The 21,209-nt window shown below is 29.2% G+C and carries 22 protein-coding genes; 1 reads left to right on the top strand and 21 read right to left on the bottom strand.

Features of this window, described 5'->3' with window-relative positions; genetic code table 11:
* Position 1: 1 nt before the first annotated feature.
* The 14 genes from ispG to ACWPW7_RS10725 form a co-directional block, all read right to left on the bottom strand.
* The gene (gene ispG, locus ACWPW7_RS10790) at positions 2–1,051 is read right to left on the bottom strand and encodes a flavodoxin-dependent (E)-4-hydroxy-3-methylbut-2-enyl-diphosphate synthase (RefSeq protein WP_454053512.1); all 1,050 of its coding nucleotides are present in this window, start codon (positions 1,049–1,051) and stop codon (positions 2–4) included.
* 11 nt (positions 1,052–1,062) lie between these two features.
* Entirely contained in the window at positions 1,063–2,100 is a 1,038-nt protein-coding gene (rseP, locus tag ACWPW7_RS10785) for an RIP metalloprotease RseP (RefSeq protein ID WP_454053511.1), read from the bottom strand.
* Positions 2,101–2,112: 12 nt separating this feature from the next.
* A complete protein-coding gene (locus ACWPW7_RS10780) occupies positions 2,113–3,270 on the bottom strand; it encodes a 1-deoxy-D-xylulose-5-phosphate reductoisomerase (protein WP_454053510.1) in 1,158 nt (385 codons plus the stop codon).
* 343 nt (positions 3,271–3,613) lie between these two features.
* Entirely contained in the window at positions 3,614–4,612 is a 999-nt protein-coding gene (locus tag ACWPW7_RS10775) for an AI-2E family transporter (RefSeq protein WP_291560226.1), read from the bottom strand.
* Between the two features lie 2 nt (positions 4,613–4,614).
* Positions 4,615–5,412 carry a phosphatidate cytidylyltransferase gene (locus ACWPW7_RS10770; RefSeq protein ID WP_291560228.1) on the bottom strand — a complete coding sequence of 266 codons (798 nt, stop codon included), beginning with the start codon at positions 5,410–5,412 and terminating at the stop codon, positions 4,615–4,617.
* A gap of 16 nt (positions 5,413–5,428) precedes the next feature.
* Positions 5,429–6,187: an isoprenyl transferase gene (locus ACWPW7_RS10765; RefSeq protein WP_454053509.1), complete on the bottom strand. Its 759-nt coding sequence runs from the start codon at positions 6,185–6,187 to the stop codon at positions 5,429–5,431.
* A gap of 222 nt (positions 6,188–6,409) precedes the next feature.
* On the bottom strand, positions 6,410–6,967 hold the full coding sequence (frr, locus tag ACWPW7_RS10760) for a ribosome recycling factor (RefSeq protein WP_454053508.1): 558 nt from the start codon (positions 6,965–6,967) through the stop codon (positions 6,410–6,412).
* A 14-nt stretch (positions 6,968–6,981) separates the two neighbouring features.
* Positions 6,982–7,713: a UMP kinase gene (gene pyrH / locus ACWPW7_RS10755; protein ID WP_454053507.1), complete on the bottom strand. Its 732-nt coding sequence runs from the start codon at positions 7,711–7,713 to the stop codon at positions 6,982–6,984.
* Positions 7,714–7,810: 97 nt separating this feature from the next.
* On the bottom strand, positions 7,811–8,728 hold the full coding sequence (tsf, locus tag ACWPW7_RS10750) for a translation elongation factor Ts (protein ID WP_291560237.1): 918 nt from the start codon (positions 8,726–8,728) through the stop codon (positions 7,811–7,813).
* A 127-nt stretch (positions 8,729–8,855) separates the two neighbouring features.
* The gene (gene rpsB / locus ACWPW7_RS10745) at positions 8,856–9,557 is read right to left on the bottom strand and encodes a 30S ribosomal protein S2 (protein WP_454053506.1); all 702 of its coding nucleotides are present in this window, start codon (positions 9,555–9,557) and stop codon (positions 8,856–8,858) included.
* A gap of 439 nt (positions 9,558–9,996) precedes the next feature.
* Positions 9,997–10,770 (bottom strand): GTP-sensing pleiotropic transcriptional regulator CodY, encoded by a 774-nt coding sequence (gene codY / locus ACWPW7_RS10740; RefSeq protein ID WP_454053505.1) that lies wholly within the window; start codon positions 10,768–10,770, stop codon positions 9,997–9,999.
* A gap of 273 nt (positions 10,771–11,043) precedes the next feature.
* Positions 11,044–13,146, bottom strand: coding sequence for a type I DNA topoisomerase (gene topA, locus ACWPW7_RS10735; RefSeq protein ID WP_454053504.1), 2,103 nt, complete (start codon positions 13,144–13,146; stop codon positions 11,044–11,046).
* An 82-nt stretch (positions 13,147–13,228) separates the two neighbouring features.
* A complete protein-coding gene (gene dprA / locus ACWPW7_RS10730; RefSeq protein WP_454053503.1) occupies positions 13,229–14,308 on the bottom strand; it encodes a DNA-processing protein DprA in 1,080 nt (359 codons plus the stop codon).
* A 19-nt stretch (positions 14,309–14,327) separates the two neighbouring features.
* A complete protein-coding gene (locus tag ACWPW7_RS10725) occupies positions 14,328–15,851 on the bottom strand; it encodes a YifB family Mg chelatase-like AAA ATPase (RefSeq protein ID WP_454053502.1) in 1,524 nt (507 codons plus the stop codon).
* A gap of 535 nt (positions 15,852–16,386) precedes the next feature.
* Here ACWPW7_RS10725 and ACWPW7_RS10720 point away from each other — a divergent pair.
* Positions 16,387–16,752 carry a YraN family protein gene (locus tag ACWPW7_RS10720; protein ID WP_291560248.1) on the top strand — a complete coding sequence of 122 codons (366 nt, stop codon included), beginning with the start codon at positions 16,387–16,389 and terminating at the stop codon, positions 16,750–16,752.
* A gap of 86 nt (positions 16,753–16,838) precedes the next feature.
* On the opposite strand, the gene ACWPW7_RS10715 is transcribed toward ACWPW7_RS10720, so the two are convergent.
* The 7 genes from ACWPW7_RS10715 to rpsP form a co-directional block, all read right to left on the bottom strand.
* Entirely contained in the window at positions 16,839–17,630 is a 792-nt protein-coding gene (locus ACWPW7_RS10715) for a ribonuclease HII (RefSeq protein WP_454055495.1), read from the bottom strand.
* Between the two features lie 173 nt (positions 17,631–17,803).
* A complete protein-coding gene (ylqF, locus tag ACWPW7_RS10710; RefSeq protein ID WP_291560252.1) occupies positions 17,804–18,646 on the bottom strand; it encodes a ribosome biogenesis GTPase YlqF in 843 nt (280 codons plus the stop codon).
* 129 nt (positions 18,647–18,775) lie between these two features.
* Positions 18,776–19,123: a 50S ribosomal protein L19 gene (gene rplS, locus ACWPW7_RS10705; protein WP_312575854.1), complete on the bottom strand. Its 348-nt coding sequence runs from the start codon at positions 19,121–19,123 to the stop codon at positions 18,776–18,778.
* 110 nt (positions 19,124–19,233) lie between these two features.
* Complete coding sequence (gene trmD / locus ACWPW7_RS10700; RefSeq protein ID WP_454053501.1) at positions 19,234–19,959, bottom strand: tRNA (guanosine(37)-N1)-methyltransferase TrmD; 726 nt, start codon at positions 19,957–19,959, stop codon at positions 19,234–19,236.
* Positions 19,959–20,450, bottom strand: coding sequence for a ribosome maturation factor RimM (rimM, locus tag ACWPW7_RS10695; protein WP_454053500.1), 492 nt, complete (start codon positions 20,448–20,450; stop codon positions 19,959–19,961). Before rimM ends, trmD begins: the two co-directional genes overlap by 1 nt.
* A gap of 247 nt (positions 20,451–20,697) precedes the next feature.
* Positions 20,698–20,931 carry a KH domain-containing protein gene (locus ACWPW7_RS10690; RefSeq protein ID WP_039631839.1) on the bottom strand — a complete coding sequence of 78 codons (234 nt, stop codon included), beginning with the start codon at positions 20,929–20,931 and terminating at the stop codon, positions 20,698–20,700.
* A gap of 31 nt (positions 20,932–20,962) precedes the next feature.
* On the bottom strand, positions 20,963–21,205 hold the full coding sequence (rpsP, locus tag ACWPW7_RS10685; protein ID WP_039631837.1) for a 30S ribosomal protein S16: 243 nt from the start codon (positions 21,203–21,205) through the stop codon (positions 20,963–20,965).
* Between the last annotated feature and the right edge of the window lie 4 nt (positions 21,206–21,209).

Raw genomic sequence — 21,209 nt, 5'->3', positions numbered from 1 at the left:
CTTAAAGTTTTTCTATTTCCTTCATGAGTTCTTCAACTAACTCACTCTCTTTAACTTTTTTTATAACTTCACCTTTTTTAAATATAAGGCCTTGACCTTTTCCACCTGCAATGCCTATATCAGCCTCTCTAGCTTCTCCTGGGCCATTTACTACACAGCCCATTACTGCTACCTTAATATTTTTATTTAAATTTGCTAATCTTTTTTCTACCTCATTTGCAATACCTATTAAATCAATCTCAGTTCTCCCACAAGTAGGACAAGATACAAATTTTACACCTTCATTTATATAACCTAAAGATTTTAAAATTTCTCTCCCTACTTTAACCTCTTCCTCAACATCTCCAGTTATAGATACTCTTATAGTATCTCCAATTCCTTCAGTTAATAATGATCCTATACCTACACTAGATTTTATAGTTCCTCTCCAAGGAGTTCCTGACTCTGTTACTCCTAAGTGAAGAGGGTAGTTAACTTTACTTGAAATCATTTTGTAGCTTTCAATCATTTGTAATACATCAGAAGACTTAATTGAAATTACTATATCATGAAAGTCCATATCTTCAAGGATTCTTACATGCCCTAAAGCACTTTCTACTAATGCTTCTGGACATGGTTTACCGTATTTTTGAAGCAAAGATTTCTCAAGGGAGCCAGAATTCACTCCAATCCTTATAGGAATACCTCTTTCCTTAGAAGCCTTTACTACTTCTCTAACTCTTTTTTCACTACCAATGTTGCCCGGATTAATTCTAAGCTTAGAAACTCCATTTTCAATGGATTTTAAAGCTAATCTATAATCGAAATGTATATCTGCCACTAATGGTATGTTAATTTTCTTTACTATTTCCTTTATAGCTTCTGCTGCCTCCATATCTGGTACTGCACATCTAACAATATCACAACCAGCCTTTTCTAATCTTAAAATTTGCTCTACAGTGGAATTAACATCTCTAGTGTCTGTATTAGTCATAGACTGTACAGATATTTTTGCATCTCCACCAATATAGGTATTTCCTATTTTTATCTTTCTTGTAACTTTTCTATCCATAACTTTCACTCCTAAAACTGTATAGGGCTAACTATATCTTTTATAAGCACTATCACCATAAGGGCCATTAATATCATAAAACCATAATAGTTTATTGTTGCAACCTTTTCTTTATTAAATTCCTTTCGAGTGATTATTTGAAGTAATAATAACATAATCCATCCACCATCTAATGCTGGGAAAGGAATTATATTAAATATAGCCAATTGCACACTTAAATATGCAATAAAGAACATTAATGTAGTTAAACCTGCTTTTGCAACCTTTCCTGTAACTTTTATTATGGTTATAGGACCACCTACATCATCTTTAGATATTTTCCCTTGAAATAGTTGACCAAAGAATTTAAAAGTCTGTTTTGCCATACTTAAAGTTTGATCCACACCATATTTTACTGATTCAGTAAAAGTTGGCTTTTTAAAAGCTCCTCCAATACCCACCAAATACTGATTTTTTTCTTTATTAAACTCTGGCTTAACCTGATAATTTTCAACTATACCATCTCTCTCAATGGTTATAGTTACTTCTTCACCTTTTCCTGTAATAATATTAGTTACAAAATCATCCCATGTGACAATTTTATTACCATTAACTTCCTTGATAATATCTCCTGACCTTATTCCTGCAGTATATGCTGGAGTATTTTGTTCTATTCTATCTACTGTAGGAATTTGAAATCCTTGAACTTTTCCTACTAAAGAAAATAATATTATGGCAATAATAATATTCATTATTGGCCCTGCAGATACTATTGAAAGCTTCTGCCAGGAACTTTTATTTGTATAAGCTCTAGAATCTGAAGTGGTAACATCATCATCTTCTCCATACATTTTTACATATCCACCTATCGGAAGAGCTTTTATCATATACTCAGTTTCTTTTCCTTTTATTCCAAAAAGCTTTGGTCCCATACCAATAGAAAATTCATCAACTCTAACATCATTTAATTTTGCAAGTATAAAATGACCAAATTCATGGCCTACTATAAGTAGTCCAAAGGCTAAAAGCCCCATAACTACATAAGAAATATTTTGAAGCATTGCTCCCATAAAAGTCACCCCTTATAACTTATATTTTTCTATTACATAATGCCTTACTTTACTATCTATGTCTATTATTTCTTCCAAAGTAGGCTTTTCTATGTATTCAAAAGTTTTCATACATTCTCTTATAATTTTTTCTATTTGAAGATACTCTATATCCCCTTTTAAAAATAGCTCTACAGCTATTTCATTAGAAGCATTCATGATTGCAGGCATATTACCACTTTTTTCTCCTGCTTCATATGCCAGTTTCAAGCATCCAAAAGTATCCATATCAGGTTCTTCAAAAGTTAATGTTCCTAAAGTATAAAAGTCTAGCTTTTCTGTTAAGGAAGTTTTTCTCTCAGGATAATTTAATGCATATTGTATAGGTAATTTCATATCTGTATTACCTAATTGAGCTATAACACTACCATCTACATATTCTACCATTGAATGAATTATGGTCTCAGGATGTATAACCACTTCTATATTTTTATAAGGCATATCAAATAGATAATGTGCCTCTATTACTTCTAATCCTTTATTAACTAATGTAGAAGAATCTATAGATATCTTTCTACCCATATTCCATTTAGGATGTTTTAGTGCTTGTTCTGGACTTATGTTGTTAAGTTCCTCTCTTTTTTTTCCTCTAAAAGGTCCACCAGAACCAGTTAATATCACTTTATTTAATGATTTATGGTCATTTCCTTGAATACATTGAAATACAGCACAATGTTCAGAATCTACAGGTAATATCTTTACCCCGTTCTCTCTTGCTTCTCTCATTACAATCTCTCCAGCTACTACAAGAGTTTCTTTATTAGCAAGTGCAATATTCTTCTTAGCTCTTATAGCATTTATTGTAGGTATGAGACCTATCATTCCTACTACAGAAGTAACTACCATTTCCACATCATCTAAAGTAGAAATTTTATTTAATCCCTCTAACCCCTCGCAAACTTCAACTTTTAAGTTATTTTCTTTACAATAATCTTTTATTTTTATATAGCTATCATGATCCATCATAGCAACATATTTAGGATTAAATTCTTTAATTATATCTATTACTTTATCACAGCTGGTATTAGCAGATATGCCTACTACTTTAAACTCATTATTACTGTTTCTAATTACTTCTAGGGTTTGTGTTCCTATAGAACCTGTAACCCCTAATATACTTATGTTCTTCAAAATAATCTCTCCTTCATAAATCTATTTAACACCATAAATTTTATCAAATTTAGGTTTAAGGCATCTGATATAAAATAATAACCCAAAGATGTTAGCATATTTTAGGCATATGAAATAAAATAGCTAGTTAAAGATGGGGCATATATTTTGCATCAGACAAGGAGACAGGTTTTCATGATAGTCTAAGCTATCATGGAGTTCTGACGACGCAGTATGATACAAAATAGATGAGCATACTGACTAGTTATTTTTTTGAATATGCCTCATATCAGACAAGGCGTCAGGTTCTGATCATAGTTGGGCTATGGCCAGGTTCTGGCAACGCAGTATGATAGAAAATAGGCTAACATACTGGCTTATTATTTTGTTGAAGATGCCTCAATATAAATTCATTTACTGTTATAACATATAATGGTCCCATAATCATTCCTACCACTCCAAAATTTTTCATTCCTATGTAAAGAGCTAGAACCATAGGAAGAGGATGAATTTGAAGCTTATTACTCATAAATTTAGTTTGTATCATTTGAGTATTAACCATAAGCAAAATATATAATAATATTATACCAAATGCAATAATATATTGCTTTATCGTTATATAATATACAAACAATGGTATAAAAATTATAAATATCCCTACATAAGGAATTATATCTAATAATCCACATACTATTCCAAGAACTATAGAATTTTCTACTGACAATGCTGAGAATCCTGCTATAGTTATAATTGTATTTACTCCTACAGATAAAAATAATATCTTAAATAATTTTTTTACTTCAACACTCTTCTCAGATAGTATATAATAATTTTCTTCTGTAATTATTTTTTTTATAAAATCACAAATGGAAACAGTATCAGATAAAATAAAGTAAGCAGTAATATTACCTATAAAGTATGTTAATATCTGTTCGGTAGTATATACTGCTCCTTTAGTTAAAAATCCACTATTAAATACATTGTGAAAGACTCCCTTTAATCCCTCTTTTATGGTAAAAGTATCAATTTTATTAAATGGTATAATTCTATTATACATATTAACAAAATCCACGATAAATCCCTCATATTGATTTCTAATAAAACCTCTTATATGAGTAAATAAAAAATTTCCTATAAACAATATGATTATAAATAAAAATCCATTGACAAATATCAAGCTAATTACTGCACTAGTTTTTGAATTAAATATATTATTTTTTGTTATTAATTTGTGTATAGGTAAGGACAGTATTAATAGCCCTACCGTTACTACTATAGGCTGAATATAACTAGTCATTAGTATACTTAAAAGTATAAATACTATAAGTAATATAGCTGAATAAATTATTCCCTTATATTTCACTCCTAAATCCCCATAAAAATTGTTATATAATAGTATATTACAACTGATACGAAAAGTATGCTATCAAATCTATCTAATATCCCTCCATGTCCAGGAATAAGATTACTATAATCTTTAACTTTTGCATATCTTTTTATAGAAGATGCCACTAAATCTCCAAATTGGCCAAATATACCTCCTAATGTTCCTATGATTACATAATTATATATTGAAATATTAACCCCATATTTGCTGATCACATAACCATATAAGGTACATCCTATTATGCTTCCTAAAAGTCCACCTATAGATCCCTCTATGGTCTTTTTAGGACTAACTTTAGGAATTAGCTTATGTTTTCCTAAATATTTACCACTATAATATGCTAAGGTATCACATCCCCAAGATGATATAAATATTAACCATATTAAGTAGCTTCCATGTATTTTATTTTCAATTAATACTATAAAACTAAAGAATACAGCTACATATAAATATCCAAATACAGTCACTGCTACATCAATAAAATTATAATCCGTTTTGATAACAGGAACACAAAGTAGTAAAAATACTGCAATTATTAATACATAAAAAAATAGTTCTAAATCTAATGTAGATTTTAAGGTAATAAAATGCACTAAACAAAGGGCATAACCTACTATAGCTATTGGTTTTATACCACAATTTTTTGATGCCTTATAAAATTCATATAATCCAAGTAAGGCTAAAAGCATTACAAAGTATTTAAGGTAAATACCACCAATAAAGAATATTAATAATGAGGGTGCAATTATTGCAGCACCAATATATCGCTTATCCATTCTAAATCCTCCTTTGTTACTTTACCCCACCAAATCTTCTATTTCTATTTTGGAAATCCCATATAGCCTTATGTAAATCTTCTTCTTTAAAATCAGGCCATTTTATATCAGAATACCAAAATTCTGCATAAGCACTTTGCCATAAAAGATAATTACTCAGCCTCTGCTCTCCACTTGGCCTTATTATTAAATCAGGATCTGGCATACCTTTTGTATATAAATAGTTTGAAAATAGTTCTTCATCTATAGATGAAATACTTAATTTCTCATTTTTTACTTTACTACAGATGTTTTTAACCGCCAATATTATTTCATCACGCCCACCATAATTCAATGCTATGTTCAAAGTTAATCCAGTATTATTTTTGGTTTTCATCTTTGCATTATCTATAGTATCTTGACAAACTTTTGGTAACTTTGTCACATCTCCAATAGTCCTAAAAATTACATTGTTTTTAAGTAAATCTTCTAATTCTTTATTTAAAAATTCTACAATTAAATTCATAAGTGCAGATACTTCTTCTTCAGGTCTTTTCCAATTTTCCGTAGAGAAAGCATAAAGTGTTAAAAATTTCACTCCTAAACTATCACATTCATCTACAATTCTTCTTATACTTTTCATTCCTTCTCTATGTCCCATAACTCTCGGAAGCCCTTTTTGCTTCGCCCATCTTCCATTACCATCCATTATAATTGCAATATGTACAGGCATTCTCTCTAAATCTAATTTAACTTTTTCTTTTTCACTTCTTTTCTTCTTAAAAAATCCTAGCAATCTTATCTCTCCATTCCATTCGCTTTAGCAATTAAGGCATCTAATATGAAACTAGCCAGTTAGTTATGCAAAATAGGCTAATACACTAACTTATTTTTTTGAAGATGCCTAATTCTATTATTAGTAAAAATCATATGTATTACAATAAAATAAGTTATATATTTAAAGTTTTTAATATTATTAATAAAACCTGCAAAAATGCAGGTTTTATTAATAATATAATTAAACTGACATAACTTCATTTTCTTTAGCTTGAAGAATTTTATCTATTTCTTTAACAAACTTATCAGTTTCTTTTTGTATATTTTCTTCTGCTTTCTTAGCTTCATCTTCGCTAATCTCATTGTCCTTTTTAAGAGCCTTTATCTTATCATTTGCATCTCTTCTAATAGCTCTTACAGCAACTTTAGCTTCTTCTCCAACTTTTTTAATAGATTTAACAAGATTTTTTCTCGTTTCTTCAGTAAGTTCTGGAATTATTAATCTTATAATAGACCCATCACTTGAAGGATTTAACCCTAAGTCTGACTTTAAGATTGCCTTTTCGATTTCCTTTATTGAACCTTTATCCCATGGTTGAATTAAAAGAACCCTTGGTTCTGGAGCAGATACACCAGCAACTTGATTTAATGGCATCATGCTACCATAGCATTCAATTTCAATTCTATCAAGCATTTTAGGGTTTGCTCTACCAGCTTTCATTGAACTTAATTCATTCTTTAATACTGATATAGTCTTGTTCATTTTTTCGTCAGTAGTCTTAACAATTTCTTTTACCATAGAATTCCCTCCATTTAAACTTGGCCTTTACATGTATCAGAAGATACTAGAGTACCAATTTTTTCACCTTTAATCGCTCTAATTATATTTTCTGGTTCATCTAACCCAAATACTAATATTGGAATATTATTGTCCATACATAGCGATGTAGCTGTAGAATCCATAACTTGTAATCCCTTCTCTAGTACATCTATATAATTAAGATTATTAAATTTTACAGCATCTGAATGCTTATGTGGATCCTTATCATATACACCATCTACTTTTTTTGCTAACAAAATTACCTCTGCTTCGATCTCAGCTGCTCTTAACGCTGCTGTAGTATCTGTGGAGAAATATGGATTTCCAGTGCCTGCTGCAAATATTACTACTCTACCTTTTTCTAGGTGTCTCATTGCTCTCCTTCTTATAAAAGGTTCTGCAACCTCTCTCATCTCAATAGCAGTTTGAACTCTAGTATGTACTCCTACGCTTTCCAAGGAATCTTGAAGCGCTAATGCATTTATACAAGTTGCTAGCATTCCCATATAGTCCGCTGTTGTCCTATCCATACTCTCGCCGCTTCTTCCGCGCCAAATATTTCCGCCACCAACAACTGCACCAACTTCTATTCCCATCTCTACTAAATTCTTAATCTGTAATGCTATTTTATTAGCTACCTCAAAATCTATTCCATATCCTTTATCTGCAGCTAAAGCCTCACCTGAAAGTTTAAGCATAACCCTTTTGTATCTCGCAGCCTCCATATATATTATACCTCCAATTTATTATATTTACATCATAATTTTGTATAATTACAAGATATTTGAAAAAAAGAGAACACAGGGTTCTCTTTAATTTTAATTATTTACCTTGCATTTTTTGAACTTCTTCAGCAAAGTTATCTTCTTTTTTCTCGATTCCTTCTCCTCTTTCGAATCTAGTGAATCTTGTAATTTTTATGTCTGCTCCAATTTTCTTAGATTCTTCTTGAAGATATTTAGTTATAGTGTAATCAGAGTTTTTAACCCAAATTTGGTCTACTAAACAAACTTCTTTTAAGTATTTACTTACTCTTCCCATAACCATTTTATCAACTATATTTTCTGGCTTTCCTTCATTTAAAGCTTGAACTCTATATATTTCTTTTTCTTTTTCTAAAGTGTCTTGATCTACTGATGTTTTATCTAAGAATAATGGATTAGCAGCAGCAACTTGCATTGCAACATCTTTAGCAATTTGAGCTAAAGCAGCATCTTGTTTTTCACAAGCTAACTCAACTAAAACACCTATTCTTCCACCACCATGGATATAACTTTGAATTAGTCCATTGTCTATAGAAAACTTTTCAAATCTTCTTACAGACATATTCTCACCAATTTTTGCTATTAATGCAGTTAATACTTCTTTAATTGTTTTTCCATTATCAGCTATGTATTTTTCTTCTAATAGTTCTTCTACTGTATTAACATTTGATTCAACTACTTGTTTAGCTATATTGTTAGCTAATGATTTAAACTCTTCATTAGCAGCAACGAAATCTGTTTCACAGTTAACTTCAACTGCTGCACCTTTTTTCATATCTTCTGATATATAAGTTACAACTAGTCCTTCTGCAGCTATTCTTCCAGCTTTTTTAGCAGCAGCAGCTAATCCTTTCTCTCTTAATATTTCGATAGCTTTATCCATATCTCCATTTGTTTCATTTAGAGCTTTTTTGCAGTCCATCATTCCTGCACCAGTTCTTTCTCTAAGCTCTTTAACCATGCTCGCAGTTATCATTGTTATTCCTCCTCCTCATAATTAATTTAAAAGGTAAATGAAAAGAATTTCTTCTCTCATCTACCTTAAAAATTTATATGCTCATACATCTTAATTCCAGATGTTAAAGTCAAGGTAAATATAGAAATTATTCAGCTAATTGCTCACCTTGTCTAGCTTCAATTATAGCATCTGATAATCTTTCAGTTATTAATTTTACAGCTCTTATAGCATCATCATTTCCTGGTATTACATAGTCAACCTCATCTGGGTCACAGTTAGTGTCAACTATAGCTATAACTGGTATTCCTAATATTTTTGCCTCTGATATAGCATTTCTTTCTTTTCTAGGGTCAACCACAAATAGTGCACCAATTTTGTTTGCATCCATATTTCTGATTCCACCTAAGTTTTTCTCTAGTTTTTCTCTTTCATTCTTAAGCTTTATAACTTCTTTCTTTGGAAGAACGTCAAATATTCCATTCTCTTCCATTTTATCTAATTCTTCTAATCTGCCTATTCTTCTTTTAATAGTTGTAAAGTTAGTTAACATTCCACCTAACCATCTATTGTTAACAAAGTGCATTCCAGATCTAACCGCTTCTTCTTGTATAGCTTCTTGAGCTTGTTTTTTAGTTCCTACAAATAGAACGTCTTTTCCTTCTTCTGCAATAGATTTTAAGAAATCATATGCTTCGTCGATTTTCTTAACTGTTTTTTGTAAGTCGATAATATATATTCCATTTCTTTCTGTGAATATATATGGAGCCATTTTAGGGTTCCATCTTCTTGTTTGGTGTCCGAAATGTACACCTGCTTCTAATAATTGTTTCATTGAAATAACTGCCATTTTAATATACCTCCTTGGTTTTACCTCCATTACCTTCATGTCCATGAAAAACCTAAATTTAGGCACCTTTTCACAAATACAGTAATGTGTGTATTTTCTTACTTGTGTAGTATAACATAATTATAATTACTATTCAATATAAAATTTACAGCTTATAAATCTTATATGTAAATAAATTAATATTAACTTTATTCAAAATTCTAATAATTCTTTTCAAAATATATTTCTCATTTCAATAATACTTAATATTAAAATATATCAAAATTGGAAATTTATATTTTAATATTAAGTTTTCCATTTTTTATAAGTAATATTCATATTATAGAATTCATTATTCAAGATATATACTCTATATACTTATTAACTGACAACTTATAAAACATTTATCTCTTTAAAAACATAAAAATAGAGCAAAAGTATATGCTCTATTTTTATTACTCTATTTAAGTTTATTTAACTCTTCAATTAACTTATCATTAAGTATCTTTATATGTGTTCCTTTCATACCTAATGATCTTGATTCAATAACTCCAGCACTTTCAAACTTTCTTAATGCATTTACTATAACTGATCTTGTAATACCAACTTTATCAGCTATTTTAGATGCTACAAGCAATCCTTCAGTACCATCTAATTCATTGAATATATGTTCAACTGCTTCTAACTCTGAGTAAGATAAAGTTCCTATTGCTAATTGAACTATAGCTTTTTTTCTAGCTTCTTCTTCAATTTGTTCATTTTTAGCTCTTAATATTTCCATACCAACTATGGTTGCACTATATTCAGCTAATACTAAATCTTCCTCTGTGAATTCTTTATTAAATCTTGCAAGAAGTAACGTTCCTAGTCTTTCCCTATTTCCGTTTATAGGAACTATAGTGGAAAGCTTTCCTTCTATACCACATTCTTTCTGCTCTTCAAACACACATATCCCTTTGCTTGAAAGATTTGCTCTAGTTTCTTCAACGCTCAGTAATCTTTCATTGTAATCCTCTGGGAACCTCATATTTTTAACAACTTGGTCTTTGACTGTATCACACTCAAATCCAGCTGCAAAATTAAAGCCTAGTATTTTTCCTTTTCTACTAATTATATATACATTACACTGTAATACTTCGCTTAATAAATTGCAGATATCATCAAATACTACTGGCTCAGTACCTGATTTTTGCAATATTCTATTTAGTTTTCTTGTTTTATCTAATAGCGACACTTCTACTCCTCCTTACTAAATTCATTACATTAAATTGAGCATATATCTTGTTACTAACTACACCTAAGAAATCTCATTTAAAGATATAAAGTTGTCACTTTAAAACTTATCTAAAAATTTTCATCAAAATTTTAAATTTTTAGAATTGTTTCTTCCCTAGACTATCATATCATAAAACTTTTAGTATTTCAATAAATTTTTACCACATTCGACAAAATTCTTGGAAGCTCATAGGATATTTCTTCATTTTTTTAACATAATAGAGTTTATAATTTAATCTTCTGTACTATTATTTTGCATATTTTGCTCTTTTTTATACTTACAATCTTTATTTATACATTCTAAATAATCGCCTTTTGTTTTTGTATATCTTTTAACCATTATTTCATTGCACTGTGGACATTTTTCACTTGTAGGTTCAAACCAACTTACAAAATCACATTCTGGATAAGAACTACATCCATAAAATTTATTTCCTTTTCTACTTCTTTTTTCTAATATTTTACTTCCACATTTCGGACAAGGTACATCTAATTCTGCTGCTAAAGGTTTAGTGTTTTTACACTCAGGATATCCAGGGCAAGCAAGAAAATCTCCAAATCTTCCATGCTTTATGACCATCTTTCTTCCACATTTGTCACACTCAATATCAGTAACTTCATCTTCAATAGTAATTTTAGCAATTTCCTTTTCAGCTATATCTATAGATTTTTTAACTGGTATAAAAAACTCATCTACTATTTTTTTCCAAGATTCTTTTCCTTCTTCTATGCTATCTAACTTATTTTCCATGGCAGCTGTAAACTCTACATCTACTATTTCTTTAAAATATTCACAAATTAAATTATTAACAATATAACCAAGCTCTGTAGGCTCAAGAACCTTTTTATTTCTCTCTACATACTTTCTTTCTAAAAGTGTAGATATAGTAGGTGCATAAGTACTTGGTCTGCCTATTCCATTTTCTTCTAAAGTCTTAACTAAAGATGCTTCTGAAAATTTAGCATGAGGTTGAGTAAAGTGCTGCTTACCTTCTATATTCTTAGGTGTAATTTCATCACCTTCATTTAGCTTAGGCATTTTTATAGCCTTTTCTTCTTCCTCGTTTTCATTACTATAAATTTTTGTAAATCCATCAAATTTAACAGTAGAGCCAGTTGCTTTTAAAGAATAGTCTCTATTATTAATTTCTATAGAAGTACTATCTAATATACAGGAAGCCATTTGACTTGCCATAAATCTATTCCAAATTAATGTATATAATTTATATTGAGGTTCTTTTAAATTTTCTTTGGCTATTTCAGGAGTTATATCAATATTAGTAGGTCTAATAGCCTCATGAGCATCCTGAGTATTTTTCTTTCCTTTATATACTCTCTTACTTTGAGGTAAATATTTCTCTCCAAAATTACCTGTGATAAAGTTTTTTGTATTTTCTTGAGCTTCATCTGAAATTCTAACAGAATCTGTTCTCATATAAGTGATTAATCCTATAGATCCATGTCCTTTAATTTCAATACCTTCGTAAAGCTGTTGTGCTATTGACATAGTTTTTTTAGTCGGAAAATTTAATTTTCTATAAGCATCCTGTTGAAGAGTACTTGTAGTAAAAGGCGGAAGCGGATTTTTATTTTTTTCACTATTTTTTATGCTTTTAACAATAAAGGTTCCATTTTGCAAATCACTAATTATTTTGTCACTTTCTTCTTCTGAAGATATTTCAATCTTCTCTCCATCCTTGCTATGCAATTTTATTACAAAGCTTTCCTTTTGACTATCTTTAAAGACATCACATTCAACAGTCCAATATTCCTTAGGTATAAATTCAGATATTTCTTTTTCTCTATCACATATTATTTTTAAAGCTACAGATTGCACTCTACCAGCACTTAATCCCCATTTAATTTTTCTCCATAGTATAGGACTTATTTCATATCCTACTAGTCTATCCAATACTCTTCTTGCTTGTTGAGCATCAAATACATTTTCATTAATTTGTCTTGGGTTTTTAATTGCTGCTTTTACTGCAGTTTTCGTAACTTCATTAAACTCAATTCTACATTTCTCATCTTCAGAAATTTTAAGTGCTTTAGCTAAATGCCATGATATAGCTTCGCCTTCTCTATCAGGGTCCGTTGCTAAATAAACTTTCTCACTTTTTTTTGCCTCTTTTTTAAGCTTTTCTAAAAGCTCTCCTTTTCCCCTAATAGTTATATACTTCGGTTCATAATTATTATCTATATCTACGCCTAATTGGCTTTTTGGCAAATCTCTCACATGTCCCATTGAAGCTTCCACTATATAATTTTTTCCTAAATATTTTTTTATTGTCTTTGCTTTAGCAGGTGACTCAACTATAACTAGTTTTTGACCCATCTTATCCCCTCCAGTAATCTTGTCATTAATTATTACGTTAACTACACAGATTAAATTTTAAAATCAAGTTAATATAAGATATCTATATACTTTTATTTACTTTAGCATAATAATTACCATGTAAACAGTATATTTCATCTTTTAGTTGCATTTCAAATAATAACCCATATAATTGTTTTATGTCAATATTAGTAGCTCTTACAATATCATCAATATGTATAGGACTTTCTCCTAATAAATTATATATTTTGTCATTTTTTTCACTACTCTTAGGAATTTTTTTATCATTTTCTTGTCGAATTATATTTAATTTTAGTATATTTATTATATCTTCTGCAGATGTAAAAATAAATGCTCCTTCTTTAATTAATTTATTACATCCTTTACTTTCCATAGAAAAAATCGAACCTGGTACTGCCATTACATCTCTTCCCTGTTCTAATGCTGTAGAAGCAGTAATAAGGGATCCACTTTTTTCTCCAGCTTCTATTACTAGAACTAAATCACTCATACCACTAATTATTCTATTTCTTTGAGGAAAATTATGTTTTTCTGGTGATTTTCCTGGTAAAAACTCTGATACAATGCATCCTCCTCTATTTAATATGTCCTCGTATAGTTTTAAATTTTCTTTAGGATATATTACATTTACGCCACTTCCTAATATTGCACAGGTATAAATGTCATTATCTAAAGATGACCTATGTGCTATACCATCTATGCCTTTCGCCATGCCACTTATTATTTGAACATCATATTTTCTTAGTTCTTTACAAATAATATCAACTATATTTTTTCCATAGTGAGTGGCTTTTCTTGATCCTACTATAGAAAGTTTCTTACTATTATCTTCTAACCTTTCAATATCTCCTTTATAAAATAGTATATAAGGTGGATTATCAATATTTATTAGCTTTTGGGGATATTTAGATTCATTAAAAGTGACAGCATTAATCTTATCTCTTTCCATTGTTTTATAAATTGAATTTATTTTATTCTGATCAAAACCATGTAATAATCTATCTATAATCTTATTATTGCTCCCTTTCATAGAAAATGCATAATCATATATATTTTTTTCATTTTCTAATTCTTCTAAAAGTTTTATTTTTATATGATCACTCAATTCTACTGAGGCAAACCATAACTTATACTTATCCATTTTTACACCTATATATACCTTAAATTATTTCATTATTTATAAATTTTCTGTATTGAAGCGCTTCCATAACATGTTTTTTTTCTATATTTTCACTATTATCTAAATCCGCAATAGTTCTAGAAACTTTTAAAATTCTACTATAAACCCTAGTACTTATGTGAAATTTATTAAAAGCTATTTCTAAGACTTCACTACAATTTTCATCAATTTTACAGTATTTTTTTATGTGTTTTTCTTTCATCTCTGAATTACAATTTATATTATCTTTATTAAACCTTTTTCTTTGAATTTCTCTACAAGCTTCTACTCTTTCTCTAATTTCCTCTGAACTTTCATTTTTCGTTGTACTTCTAATCTGTTTATATGATAGAGGGTTTACTGAAGTGAATATATCTATCCTATCTAATAATGGTGCTGAAAGCTTTCCTAAATACCTCTTAATCTCGTAATCACTGCATTTGCAGGGTTTTATATTAGTACCAAAGAATCCACAAGGACATGGATTTAAAGCTGCTATAAGCATAAAACTAGATGGATATATTACAGTTCCTGCATTCCTTGTTATTTTAATTTTTCTATCTTCCAAAGGTTGCCTTAAAACCTGTAGTAAATTCTTTTTAAATTCTAGTATTTCATCTAAAAATAAAACGCCATTATGAGCTAATGAAATTTCACCTGGCATTAAATACTTCCCTCCACCTACAAGAGCAACCTCTGTAGTAGTATGATGTGGATTTCTAAAGGGTCTATCCTCTATTAATCCTCCTTTATATGCTGTACTTCCATAAACACTATAAATTTTCGTTACTTCTAAGGCTTCTTCATAATTTAACTTAGGCAAGATAGAACTTATCCTTTGAGCTAGCATAGTTTTTCCTGAGCCTGGGGCTCCATGCATCAATAAATTATGTCCACCTGATGAAGCTACTTCTATAGCTCTTTTAGCAGCTTCTTGCCCCATAACATCTTCAAAATCTAAAACATCATTTTTAATAGATTTTTCCTCTTTCTTATAAATATAAGGACACATATCTTTGTATATTAAAAAATCTACTACCTGTTTTAAGCTATCCATAGGATAAACTTCTGCATCTTTTATCATGCTGCATTCCTTTGCATTTTTATAGGGCATAATAAATTTTTTAATACCACTATTCACACCTTCTATTACTATAGGAAGTGCCCCTTTTACGCTTTTTAAATTTCCAGATAGTGATAATTCACCCATTAGAATATACTTATGTATATCCTGTATATTTATTTGATTACTTCCTATTAATATACCTATAGCTATAGGTAAATCAAATAGTGCTCCTTCTTTTTTAATATCTGCTGGAGCTAGATTTATAGTAATTTTATTAACAGGAAATTCATAACCTGAGTTTACAATAGCTGCTCTTACCCTATCTTTAGCTTCTTTAACAGAAGTGTCTGCTAGTCCAACTATATTAAAGCAAGGTAATCCATTACATATATCAATCTCAACAGATATAAGTACACCTTCTACTCCCAAAAAGGTTGCACATAATATTTGCGTTGCCATATAATCACCCTTTATTATAATTTTATATAGTAATTATTGACAATATAAATTCATATAAACATTATCTTTAGAAATTTTACTTATAAATAAATTTTATTTTATTAAATTCATTATTTTGCTTAAATCCTAATTGTATTAAATTACCATATTATTCAGTAATATTCTGAATTCGACAATAAATTAACATATATTAACTATATAGATATACCAATTTTAAAATTAATATACATAAAAATAATTAGTGCTTTTTAGTATTATAATTAGAACTATTGAATTCACCATGTACAGCTCACAATTTACAATTATAGACATTTCTCAGTAAAAGCTGAGAAATTTAAAATTATTTATTTTTAAAGTGATATAATCACTTCTTATAAAGAACTAGTAATACATTACTAATAAAAAAATTATTTATAAAGAATTAATTTTAGCCTTAATTGTAAATTTTCCATTGTGAATTGTGAATTGAAATACTATAAAGGGAAATAATTATACTAATTATTAAGATACTTAAAACTATAGAAAGGATGTTTAAATGAAGTCTTTAAATAAAAGTATTGGATCTTATGGTGAAAGCATAGCAGAAGATTATTTAAAATCCATTGGGTATGTTATATTAGAAAAAAACTTCGTATGCAAAATTGGCGAAATTGATTTAATAGCAAAAGATAAAAATCATATTTCTTTTATAGAAGTAAAAACACGTTATGGAAACCTCTACGGAACTCCTGGCGAATCTATAACCACTTTAAAACAACATAAAATATATAAAACTGCTCAAACTTATATTCTAAAGAAGAAACTCTACAAATCTAATTTTAGATTTGATGTCATTGAAATTACATTAAACAATAAAAATTCTCCTTATATTAAATTAATTAAAGATGCTTTCAGAATATGATAGTTTGTTCAATTAATATAAGCAAGATAACACTTTTTAATAAAAATTACAGCCAACTATAAAAAACATGACCTAAATCATGTTTTTTATAGTATATTCTTTAAAAAACTTTTTCTATGTATTTTTGTGGCACCATATACCTTTAAAGCTTTTACATGTTCTTCTGTACCATAACCTACATTTCTTTCAAAGCCATAGTTTAAAAATTCTCTGCTATAGTCTTCCATAAGTTTATCCCTAAAAACTTTAGCTAGTATAGAAGCACAAGCTATACTTGCACTTTTAGTGTCCCCTTTTATAACATGATAATTTTTAATATCAAAACCTTTAATTAAATATCCATCTGATAAAACTACCTCTGGTGTAATAGAAAGCCCATTGCAAGCTTTTTTAAATACTTCATTATTACACCACCCTATACCTTTTTCATCTATTTCTTCATTATTAATAATAGAAATATTATAACTTAATGCATTTTCTTTTATTTTTTCTGCTAACTCTTCCCTCAACTTTTGCGATATCTTTTTAGAATCATTAATGTACAAAATCATATCCCTATTTTTTTCAAAATCTAGATCTAATATTACCGATGCAGAAACAATAGGTCCTGCTAGGGGTCCTCTTCCTACTTCATCCACACCTGCAATATATTTATAGTCACCAAAACTCTTATCAAAATCATACATATGCTTTACTCTAATTATTTCTTCATGGTAAGCATTTATATATTTTTTTAATTTCTCACCTAACTTTTGCACATTTTTTCTATTATCACTATCTAATAAGCTTACTAATTTCAAAAATAATTCATTATATTCATCAATGGTATAATCTGATTGAAATTTATTTACATAGTTTTTTATTTCATCATATTTCATAGAAGATAAATTTAAATCATGCAAAACTATCACCACTATTCTTTATAAAATTTAAAATGGACAATTGACAATTGACAATTGACAATTAATTTCTTTAAAAGAAATAAGTTTAAAACTTCTCTTGAGAGAAGTATCCATAATTGCCCGTTGTCAATCGTCAATTCTCAATTGGCTTAAGGTCTTTCTAATGAAATAGGTCCTAATTTTCCGCCTCTAAATTCATCTAAAAGCATTACTGCCACTCTATTATAATCTATATTTCCCCCTGAAATTACAGCTCCTCTTTTTCTTCCTATACTCTCCATATTTTCAAGAGCGCTCTCACTTAATTCATTAAGCTTATATCTTTCTTTTAATCGCTCTGGATAATACTCCTGCAATCTTTCTATAAGCTTTAAGGCTAAATCTTCTATATCCATAATTTCATCTTTTATGGCTCCTGTAAAGGCAAGATTTAGTCCTACTTCTTCATCCTCAAATTTAGGCCATAATACACCTGGAGTATCCATAAGTTCTATACCTATTTTAGTCTTTATCCACTGTTTACTCTTAGTAACCCCTGGCTTATCTCCAGTTTTTGCTATATTATTTTTAGCCAATTTATTAATAAATGTAGATTTCCCCACATTAGGTATTCCTACTACCATAACACGAGTAACAATATTGACTACTCCTTTATTTTTAAGTCTATCATGTTTTTCTTTCAAAATTTCATCTAGTGCAGGCTTAATATTTTTAAGTCCCGTACCAGTTAAACAATTAACTGTTAGTACCTTAGTATAATCATTTGAAAGAGCCTTTACCCATTCTTTTGTTACTTTGTCTTCACTTAAATCACTTTTATTCAATAGTATAATTCTATGTTTATCCTTACAAATTTCCTCTATATCAGGATTAGCACTAGATTTTGTAATTCTAGCATCTCTTATTTCTATTACTGCATCTACTAGTTTAAGACTTTCTTTAATTTGCCTTCTAGTCTTTGCCATATGTCCCGGAAACCAATTTATACTCATAAATACCCGCCTTTCCTTTTCTTTATAGTTGGCAATAAGCAATTTATAATAATTGAAAAATATTTTTGAGTTTTAAGACTTATTTTTTATATTTTAAAATAAAAAAAGGGACTTTTTAGCCCCATTTTCTTACTTGATTAATTCTTTAACTTTAGCAGCTTTTCCTACTCTATCTCTTAAGTAGAATAACTTAGCTCTTCTTACTTTACCTCTTCTTACAACGTCAACTTTCTCTATAACTGGAGCATTAACTGGGAAAGTTTTTTCTACTCCAACTCCTGAAGCTACTCTTCTTACAGTAAAAGTTTCTCTTAATCCACCGTTTTGTCTTTTAAGTACAGTTCCTTCAAAAATCTGAATTCTTTCTTTGTTTCCTTCACTGATTCTGATGTGAACTTTAACAGTGTCTCCAACATTGAATTCTGGTAAGTCATTTCTAATTTGTTCAGCTTCTATAGCTTTTATTATATCTAACATGTGCATTCCCTCCTAAGCTTTATTTGACGTTCATAATCATGTATCATGACAGAGGACCGCCCGTACTAGCACAAAACACATTTTATCACATAAAAAATATCATATCAATACTATTTTTGACTTTTATAGTAATTCTCTAATAATTTTTTATCTTCTTTTGTAAGTTCAATGTTTTTATATAGGTCATTTCTCTTTTTTTTAGTTATAAGCAAGGATTGAAGTCTTCTATATTTTCTTATATTATCATGATGCCCTGAAATTAAAACCTCTGGAACTTTTTTTCCTTCAAAGTCGTAAGGTCTTGTATATTGGGGGTATTCTAGCAATCCATCATAAAAAGATTCGTCCATAAAACTTTCATCGCAAGATAATACTTTAGGAATCATTCTACTTATACTATCTACAATGGGTATACATGCCATTTCACCACCAGTTAGCACAAAATCACCTAAGGATAGCTCCATATCTATGTAATCATAAACTCTTTCATCTATGCCTTCATAGTGACCACATAAGAAAATTAATTCTTTTTCATTACTTAATTCCTTAGCCATTTCTTGATTAAAAGTTTTACCTCTAGGTCCTAGAAATATCACCTTACCATTATTAACATCTTTAACATTCTTTATGCAATCTACTATAGGTTGAGGGGTCATTACCATTCCTGCACCACCACCATAAGGATAGTCATCTACTTTCTTATGTTTATTATTTGCATAATCTCTAATATTTACACAATTTATTTCTAATATTTTTTCACTTTGTGCTCTTCCTATAATGCTGTGATTAAATACATTAAACATTTCAGGAAAAAGAGTTAATATATGTATTTTCATTATTCTGACCAAACATTGATAGGCTTTATTGTTATTTCATTATTTTCAATATCTACTTTAACCACAATATCTTTTAAAGCGGGAATAAGAACTTCTTTTTCTCCTTTAACCCAATATACATCATTGCTTCCTGTTTCAATAACATCATATATTGTGCCTAATTCTTCTCCTTCAGTATCAAAGACTTTACAATCAATTAAATCTGCTATATAATAACTGTCTTCTGGTAGCTCTTTGGCATCTTCTCTATGGATTTTTAAATATTTATTTCTATATTTTTCAGCTTCATCCATAGAGTCTATACCTTCAATTTTAAGTATTGCTCTATCACTTTGCAGCTTGCAAGAAGTAATTTCTCTCTCTACCCCATCTATATATACTTTTTTTAACACTGTAAATTCTTCCAAACTATCTGCCAGTGAAAAAACTTTTACCTCTCCTCTAACTCCGTGAGGTTTAGTTATTTGCCCTATGCTCATAAACTCTTTCATTTTTAAAAGCTCCTCCTAGAATTTTATTATAGGGTTCCCAAATCAAAATTTAATTTATACAATATTTCAATTTTCATAAAAAAATTTTTATCTATAAATGGGAATTTAAAAATTATGATTTAAACTCCACTTTCAAGCCCTTCGGAGCTTTTTAGCATATATTCTTTTAAGTTTTTATATGAAATCCCTATAATTTATTGTCATAATTAATTGTAATTATAAAATAAGAGTTAGGATACCCTAACTCTTATGTTTCTATTATTTCTACAACAACTCTTTTATTTTCTTTAACAGCCGCTGCTTTTACAACAGTTCTAATAGACTTTGCTATTCTTCCCTGCTTTCCAATTACCTTTCCCATATCTGCCTTATCAACCTTTAATTCTAATATTATAGAATGGTCACTAGCAACTTCATTTATTACTACGGCATCGGGATTGTCAACTAAAGATTTAGCAATAACTTCAAGTAACTTTTTCATGGAATGCTCCTCCATTCAAATCAACAACTTACTATTTTATTCCAGCATTGTTGAAAAGTCTTTTTACTGTATCTGTTGGTTGTGCACCATTTTTTACCCACTTGTTTGCTTTCTCTTCGTCTATTTTAACTGTAACTGGCTCTGTTGTTGGATTGTAATATCCTATTTCATCAATAAATCTTCCATCTCTTGGAGATCTTGAATCAGCTACTATAATTCTGTAGAAAGGAGCTCTTTTAGCACCCATTCTTTTTAATCTAATTTTTACTGCCATGTTT

The organism is Clostridium sp. Marseille-Q7071, assembly GCF_965112025.1.
This window is presented reverse-complemented; position numbering and strand designations above follow the sequence as displayed.

What these genes read in the sequence shown, in the direction of transcription:
- topA (WP_454053504.1), bottom strand. Translation starts at nt 13,146, where the DNA reads ATGGGTCAAAAACTAGTTATAGTTGAGTCACCTGCTAAAGCAAAGACA.
- ACWPW7_RS10725 (WP_454053502.1), bottom strand. Translation starts at nt 15,851, where the DNA reads ATGGCAACGCAAATATTATGTGCAACCTTTTTGGGAGTAGAAGGTGTA.
- trmD (WP_454053501.1), bottom strand. Translation starts at nt 19,959, where the DNA reads ATGAAAATACATATATTAACTCTTTTTCCTGAAATGTTTAATGTATTT.
- rpsP (WP_039631837.1), bottom strand. Translation starts at nt 21,205, where the DNA reads ATGGCAGTAAAAATTAGATTAAAAAGAATGGGTGCTAAAAGAGCTCCT.
- tsf (WP_291560237.1), bottom strand. Translation starts at nt 8,728, where the DNA reads ATGATAACTGCGAGCATGGTTAAAGAGCTTAGAGAAAGAACTGGTGCA.
- ACWPW7_RS10770 (WP_291560228.1), bottom strand. Translation starts at nt 5,412, where the DNA reads ATGGATAAGCGATATATTGGTGCTGCAATAATTGCACCCTCATTATTA.
- pyrH (WP_454053507.1), bottom strand. Translation starts at nt 7,713, where the DNA reads ATGGAGGCTGCGAGATACAAAAGGGTTATGCTTAAACTTTCAGGTGAG.
- rseP (WP_454053511.1), bottom strand. Translation starts at nt 2,100, where the DNA reads ATGGGAGCAATGCTTCAAAATATTTCTTATGTAGTTATGGGGCTTTTA.
- ACWPW7_RS10690 (WP_039631839.1), bottom strand. Translation starts at nt 20,931, where the DNA reads ATGAAAAAGTTACTTGAAGTTATTGCTAAATCTTTAGTTGACAATCCC.
- ispG (WP_454053512.1), bottom strand. Translation starts at nt 1,051, where the DNA reads ATGGATAGAAAAGTTACAAGAAAGATAAAAATAGGAAATACCTATATT.
- ACWPW7_RS10715 (WP_454055495.1), bottom strand. Translation starts at nt 17,630, where the DNA reads ATGAAATATGATGAAATAAAAAACTATGTAAATAAATTTCAATCAGAT.
- rplS (WP_312575854.1), bottom strand. Translation starts at nt 19,123, where the DNA reads ATGTTAGATATAATAAAAGCTATAGAAGCTGAACAAATTAGAAATGAC.
- rpsB (WP_454053506.1), bottom strand. Translation starts at nt 9,557, where the DNA reads ATGGCAGTTATTTCAATGAAACAATTATTAGAAGCAGGTGTACATTTC.
- ACWPW7_RS10720 (WP_291560248.1), top strand. Translation starts at nt 16,387, where the DNA reads ATGAAGTCTTTAAATAAAAGTATTGGATCTTATGGTGAAAGCATAGCA.
- dprA (WP_454053503.1), bottom strand. Translation starts at nt 14,308, where the DNA reads ATGGATAAGTATAAGTTATGGTTTGCCTCAGTAGAATTGAGTGATCAT.
- ylqF (WP_291560252.1), bottom strand. Translation starts at nt 18,646, where the DNA reads ATGAGTATAAATTGGTTTCCGGGACATATGGCAAAGACTAGAAGGCAA.
- frr (WP_454053508.1), bottom strand. Translation starts at nt 6,967, where the DNA reads ATGGTAAAAGAAATTGTTAAGACTACTGACGAAAAAATGAACAAGACT.
- rimM (WP_454053500.1), bottom strand. Translation starts at nt 20,450, where the DNA reads ATGAAAGAGTTTATGAGCATAGGGCAAATAACTAAACCTCACGGAGTT.